This is a genomic window from Pantoea sp., assembly GCF_032114055.1.
Lineage (GTDB): Bacteria > Pseudomonadota > Gammaproteobacteria > Enterobacterales > Enterobacteriaceae > Pantoea.
Genome location: NZ_DAMCTB010000015.1, coordinates 66,290 through 72,871, shown reverse-complemented (window position 1 = coordinate 72,871; position 6,582 = coordinate 66,290). Strand labels below are relative to the sequence as shown.

Annotated in this window: 7 protein-coding genes; all 7 read right to left on the bottom strand. The window is 54.5% G+C overall.

Translation table 11 applies throughout. The annotated features are described in order from the left end of the window. Positions 1-130: 130 nt before the first annotated feature. Entirely contained in the window at positions 131-1,216 is a 1,086-nt protein-coding gene (locus RT657_RS18580; protein WP_313656234.1) for an acyltransferase family protein, read from the bottom strand. A gap of 453 nt (positions 1,217-1,669) precedes the next feature. Continuing rightward, a complete protein-coding gene (tcyN, locus tag RT657_RS18575) occupies positions 1,670-2,422 on the bottom strand; it encodes an L-cystine ABC transporter ATP-binding protein TcyN (protein ID WP_313656232.1) in 753 nt (250 codons plus the stop codon). Beyond that, positions 2,419-3,087: a cystine ABC transporter permease gene (tcyL, locus tag RT657_RS18570; RefSeq protein ID WP_313656230.1), complete on the bottom strand. Its 669-nt coding sequence runs from the start codon at positions 3,085-3,087 to the stop codon at positions 2,419-2,421. The genes tcyN and tcyL overlap by 4 nt, the downstream gene beginning before the upstream one ends. Then, positions 3,087-3,887: a cystine ABC transporter substrate-binding protein gene (tcyJ, locus tag RT657_RS18565; protein ID WP_313656228.1), complete on the bottom strand. Its 801-nt coding sequence runs from the start codon at positions 3,885-3,887 to the stop codon at positions 3,087-3,089. Before tcyJ ends, tcyL begins: the two co-directional genes overlap by 1 nt. A 112-nt stretch (positions 3,888-3,999) precedes the next feature. After that, complete coding sequence (locus RT657_RS18560) at positions 4,000-4,986, bottom strand: D-cysteine desulfhydrase (protein ID WP_313656227.1); 987 nt, start codon at positions 4,984-4,986, stop codon at positions 4,000-4,002. Between the two features lie 219 nt (positions 4,987-5,205). After that, complete coding sequence (gene fliZ / locus RT657_RS18555; RefSeq protein WP_111139956.1) at positions 5,206-5,709, bottom strand: flagella biosynthesis regulatory protein FliZ; 504 nt, start codon at positions 5,707-5,709, stop codon at positions 5,206-5,208. 49 nt (positions 5,710-5,758) lie between these two features. Further along, positions 5,759-6,481: an RNA polymerase sigma factor FliA gene (locus RT657_RS18550; protein ID WP_313656226.1), complete on the bottom strand. Its 723-nt coding sequence runs from the start codon at positions 6,479-6,481 to the stop codon at positions 5,759-5,761. Between the last annotated feature and the right edge of the window lie 101 nt (positions 6,482-6,582).

Here is a 6,582-nt window from a genome sequence, read left to right as displayed (position 1 = left end):
GCGTCCGCCCCTTAACGCGTCCGCCTGCACGGGCAACCTGAAACTCCCGCTCGCCTGGCGGGCGAAACCTGCTCAGCGTAAACCCGCCGCCACCCGAGCCTTGTCCAGCGCCAGCCTGTTACTACCTCCTTTATCCCCTGCTCACACTGCCCGGCGTCCTTTTCAGCAGTGTCGGGAAAACAAACAGCGACTGGCCAACGCCGCGATTGGTCAGCGACCAGATGGCGACCGAACTGAGTGAACAGAGCCCTACGATGGCCACCGGATAGAAGCAGGCCCAGAGCCACGAAAACCACGCCTGCTCAAACAGGTGATGCCGCTGCGCAAACTGAATCGCGGTCATTCCAAAGAACTCGATAAAAATACGATGCAGTACGTAAATCTGCAGCGTATTACGCCCTACCCAGTTGAGATAGCGCATGCTGAAATGCTGATTCAGCCAGCGGCAGGCGGCAATACTGAAGAGCACCGCAAGCACGCACAGGAAAAGACTCTTATCCAGCCCGAATATCACATGAATACCGGCGACCGCTGCCAGCACCGCCCAGGGCATCAGATTCTCTCGCCGCCATTCACTCAGCCGCAGCATGGTCTGACTCCAGAATGCGCCCAGCAGGAAGAAGAGGAAATATTGCGCCAGACTCTGCGGTCCCCAGTAAGGGATCACTTTTTCCACCGCCAGATAATTCAGCACAACCGCACCCGCTACCAGGGCCAGCTTATATTCACGGAAAATTTTGGCACACAGGAAATAAAGTCCCAGCCCATACAGATACCATGAGGTACTCATGGCCATAAAAGTCAGCCGGAGAAATTCCCACAGAGAACCCGCATAGGCGGCATTAAGGTTCTGAGAAATGCGCTGGCCGGTTATTTCTGTTGAAATACCGACAATTGACCACCACTGAATAAATCCCCACAGAATATAGAGATAAAAGAGATTGGTGATGCGGCTGGTAAAGACCTGTTTCCAGGGCCGGTTAATAATGCCATTTGTCGCCAGCAAACCCGATACAAAGAAAAAAGCGGGCATCCGCAGTGGCGACAGGACCGTATTAAACTGTATCCATATTTCGGCAGGGATCCATCCGGCAGAAAGATATTTCAGCGTTCCTTCAAAACCGGGCAGCACCGTGTGGTAGAGCACCACCAGCATAATACAGGCACCTTTCAGGGTGTCCACCCAGAGTATCTTGTCTGACTTAATCTGGTTCATTCAATGACTCCTGCTGTGTAGGTCAGAAGAGTGAAAAGTCAAAGCGAGGAAATCACTATTGCTTTATCGTTATCCGCCAATTATTCGCCTTTGACCAGATGATGAATGTAGCGAAACTCTTAAAAAAAACGAAGTGGCCCTGATGCTACAGTTATTTACTCAGCAGAACGTTTCCTTACACTTACGAATAGCTACACATGTTCCGAATAAGCGCAGCCAAACCCGAAGCAAAGGATAATAATCATTTGATTAAGGGATGAATATAAATAAGAGAAAGACGCAATAGCAGAAGCCAGTTAATAGTTGATTAAAAGAAAAGTTTTGTCAGATGTGTCAAAACGTTTAACACATAAATGACTCATTATGATAACGGCGCAGTGAGAGCGGTATAAATGAAGAGAGGAACGCTCAGTCAGGCAGATAAAAAACTGCCTTCCGAAGAAGGCAGTGTGATTACTGATTCAGGAATTTGTCGAGGAACTGACGGGTACGTGGCTGGCGGGGGTTGCTGAATAGTGCCTTCGCGTCGCCCTGCTCCACAATCCGTCCCTGATCCATGAAGATGGCGCGGTCAGCCACGTCGCGGGCAAAGCTCATTTCATGCGTGACGATAACCATCGTGCGTTTCTCTTCAGCCAGCGCACGGATGGTGTTGAGCACCTCACCAACCAGCTCCGGATCCAGCGCCGAAGTGGGTTCATCAAACAGGATCACTTCTGGTCGCATCGCCAGCGCCCGGGCAATCGCTACACGCTGCTGCTGCCCGCCAGAGAGACGACGCGGAAAACTCGCCTCTTTTCCCTGCAGTCCCACTTTTTCCAGTAACGTGCGGGCACGGGCTGCCGCCTCCGCTTTCGCTTCACCTTTAACAATCACCGGCCCCTCAATGATGTTATCGATCACGGAACGGTGCGGAAACAGATTGAAGTTCTGGAAGACAAACCCGACCTGCTGACGCAGACGACGCACCTGCTCTTTCTGCTTACTTTCAGCCAGAGCCGCATCAATGGTGATATCCCCGACCCTTATGGTGCCGCTATCCGGCACTTCCAGCAGGTTGATGCTGCGCAGCAGCGTCGTCTTGCCAGAGCCGCTGGGACCGATGATCGCGACCACTTCACCCGCGGCCACATCAAGGTCAATGTCGTGCAGCACTCGCTGGCCATTAAAAGATTTCACCAGCTTTCTGACTTCGATGGCGCTCATTTCGACTCCGAATCCTGACGATTAACATGCTGCTCCAGCCGGTTCTGCAGAGCAGATAACACCGTCGCCATCACCCAGTAGATCAGAGAGGCCGCCAGATACATGGTAAAAACTTCCAGCGTGCGCGAGGTGATCAGCTGCGCCTGACGGAACAGCTCCGGCACCTGAATGGTGGCGGCCAGCGAGGTGTCCTTCACCAGACTGATAAAGCTGTTGCCGAGCGGTGGCAGCGCGGTACGCGCGGCCTGCGGCAGAATGACCCGACGCAGCGTCTGCCAGCGCGTCATGCCGATACTGGCCGCGGCTTCCCACTGCCCGCGCTCAATCGATGAAATCGCACCACGCAGAGACTCTGACGCATAAGCTGCAGTATTCAGGGAAAGACCGATCATCGCTGAGGGGATCGGATCCAGCTCAATGCCAAACTGCGGCAGGCCGTAGTAGATCATAAAGAGCTGAGCGATCAGCGGCGTGCCACGGAAGATCGAGACATAAATACGCGCCAGCCAGCGCACCGGCCAGATGCGCGACAGGCGCATCAGGGCCAGAATAAAGCCCAGCAGCAGCCCAAAGAACATGCCGCCGATGCTGAGCTGCAGCGTAAACAGCGCCCCTTTGAATAAAAAAGGTGCTGAATCCAGCACCAGTTGAAGGCTTTCCTGCATTATTTCGTCACGTCCGCGCCAAACCATTTCTGCGACAGCTTGCTCAGCGAGCCATCTTTCTGCATTTCAGCAATGGCCTGATCGACCGCTTTCAGCAGGTCTTCGTTACCCTTACGGATCGCAACGCCCGACTCCTGACGCGAGAAAGCGTCACCGGCCACGGCCATGGTATCGCCGGTCTTCTTCACCAGATCCAGCGCGGCCAGACGGTCAACCAGAATGGCATTCAGACGACCAGAACGCAGATCCTGATATTTGGTCGGGTCATCATCATAGGTACGGATGTCCACACCCTTCACATTCTCACGCAGCCACTGCTCATAGTTAGTGCCCAGACCCACGCCCACTTTTTTACCCGCCAGGTCGGCCGGTTTGGTAATGGTACTGGCATTGGCTTTCATGGTCAGTGCCTGAATACCGGAAACGGTATACGGCGTGGAGAAGTCATACTTCTTCTTACGCTCATCAGAGATGGTGACCTGGTTGATCACAACGTCAATGCGCTTCGCATCGAGTGACGCCAGCATGCCATCCCATTTGGTTGGTTTCAGGCTCGCTTTAACGCCCATGTGCTGCGCCAGCTGCTCGGCAAATTCCACTTCAAAGCCGGTCAGCTTGCCCTTTTCATCCTGGAAGCTGAACGGCGGATAGGTGCCTTCCAGACCCACCAGCAGCGTGCCGCGCTCTTTGATTTTGTTCAGCAGGTTTTCTGCTGCAAAAGTTTTAACGTTAACGCCCGCGATCAGCGCTACAGCCATAACGCCCATCAACATCTGACGACCTGCACGAGAAAAGGACATATTCACCCCATTATTGACAGTATTGTGTGTGTTTTTTATAAGGGCAGCACCGCGAGTCGCTGCCAGTCCAGAATGATAACGCACGGAGTATAAACTGTTTTATTGACTTGTCTCAGATCGAAGGATGATAAGCAAATAACGCCGGTGCGCCCCCCGTATGAATAAACAGTAACGGGCCTTCACGACGGAAACGATTCTGGCGGATGCCATCCAGCAATCCGGCCATCGCCTTGCCGGTATAGACCGGGTCCAGCATGATCCCTTCCAGTCGCGCCAGCAGCTTCACCGCCGCCATGCCTTCCTCATTCGGCTCGCCATAGCGTGGCGCAAAATAGTCATCCCATAGCGTAATCGGTGCCGTAGCCCGGACGTCCAGCGTCTCCGCCAGGGCGTCACGCAACCGCTCAACCAGCGGCTGCTGCTGCGCAACCTGACGGGATACAGTAATGCCAATCAGTTCGCTCTGGGGCAGCAGATGCTCAAGGCCGACGGCCAGCCCGGCATGGGTGCCAGCACTGCCCGAGGCGACAATGACGGCGGCGAAATCGACCACACCTTCGCTCTGATGGGCAATCTCCTGGGCGCACTCCACATAGCCCAGCGCACCCAGCGCATTTGAGCCGCCAACCGGTACGATGTATGGCCGGAAACCCTGCGCTTCCAGCCGGGTAGCTTCCTCCGCCAGTTGCTCCGCCGGATTGTGCAACGCCTCCACCATGATCACTTCAGCGTCCATCAGATCCAGCAACAGACGGTTGCCGTTGCTGAGGTAATTTTCAGCGTCAGTACCCATCGGGTTTTCCAGCAGCGCCACACACTTCAGACCCAGCCGGGCCGCAACAGCAGCCGTCTGCCGCACATGGTTAGACTGAATGGCGCCTGCCGTCAGCAGCACATCAGCGCCCTCACGCAGCGCATCTGCCGCCAGGAACTCCAGTTTACGCAGCTTATTGCCCCCCATCGCTACCGGCGTGAAATCATCGCGTTTGATGAAAATATCGCGCCCAAGGTAATCGGACAGCCGCGGCAGATGTTCCAGCGGCGTCGGTGCGCCAAGCAGTTCAAGACGGGGAAACTGGTGCAACAGGTGTAAAGACAAAGCGGCCTCCGTTCGGGCGCGGGAATAATCTATACAGTGTTGCAGAAGATGCAGAAAGGATCACCCTGATTCCGTTGACAGCGGAGGGGGAAAAGGACAAAGGGTAATAGCGTGATAGTAACACGAAAGAAGCGCCGTGCTCCCCCTTCCCGCTACCCGACGCGCAGGTAACAGGCAATGTGCCGCAGGCACAAGGGGGAGCAATCGGTGCAGATCAGGTTAACCCTGCTGCCAGCCTAAGAATTGATCGTACTTGCGCAACGCGATGCGGTAATTGTTATTGCCGGCATCGGGCAGATCACTTTCCAGACACTGATGCCAGCTGTTTCCCTGAAGCCTGTCGGCCGGGAAATTCTTGGCTTTCAGCATCTCATCCAGCCGACGCAGCCGCACCACATATTCGCGAATTGTGCTGGGGCTCATCTCTGTCTGCTCAAACAGATACTGTTTAAATGACATGATGTCGAAATAATTAGGATGAGTATTGCAAAAAATATCGCTACAAAAACGACAAAGCGCGGTCAGCTCGGGCTGAAGTTTCAGCCACAGCTGCTCATCAATCATCTGGTCCATTCTTGCGATGGCCTCTTTATTGATGATCTGGCCACGAAAAACGAGCGCCATTCGATCTAATACCTTGCCACAGTGTGAACAATTGCTCTGGCTGTGTTTATAGTCTTTAAGATAACGACTTAACGGTCTGGCCTTGGTCTTGGCTCCCATTACTGAGTCCCCGGTTTCTTATAATTTGAATCGCCAGGAACTGATACTGCTAGCGCGCTCCCGTAAGTCGGGCCCGCAGGCGTTTTATCGCCTGACTGTGCAGCTGGCTGACACGGGATTCACCCACATCAAGTACCGCGCCAATCTCTTTCAGGTTCAGTTCTTCCTGGTAGTACAATGTCAGCACCATCTTTTCGCGATCGGGTAACGCTTCGATCGCTTCAATGACGCGCTCACGCAGACTCCCTTCCAGTAGCTGATGAAGCGGATTAGCCTCTTCATGGCCTTCCGTCACCAGTTCCGCGCTGTCGCCGTGCTCTTCCCGATACTCGTCGTAGGAGAAGAGTTGACTGTTGTTGGTGTCCAGCAGGATCTGCCGGTACTCCTCCAGAGAGACATTCAGCTGCTGCGCCACCTCCTGCTCGGAAGCAGAACGCCCCAGCGCCTGCTCCACTTTGTGCATTGCTCCGGCCACCTCACGCGCGTTACGACGAACGCTGCGTGGAGCCCAGTCCCGACTGCGAAGCTCGTCGAGCATTGCGCCACGAATGCGCTGCACGGCGTAAGTGGTAAATGCTGTGCCCTGTAACGCATCATAGCGCTCCACGGCGTTTAACAGCCCTATCCCCCCGGCCTGCAGCAGGTCGTCAAGCTCAACGCTGGCTGGCAGGCGAACCTGCAGACGCAACGCTTCATGGCGAACCAGCGGCACGTAGCGCTGCCAGAGCGAATGTTTGTCCATCACGCCTTCGGCGGTATAGAAATCGTTCACGTTGACTACCCTGCGTTAATGAAGTTATCGGCATGATTATCCAATTCTGTAGCGTTTTCGATTGGATGAATAGGCGGGGTAAAACAAGGCTATTTCATTTT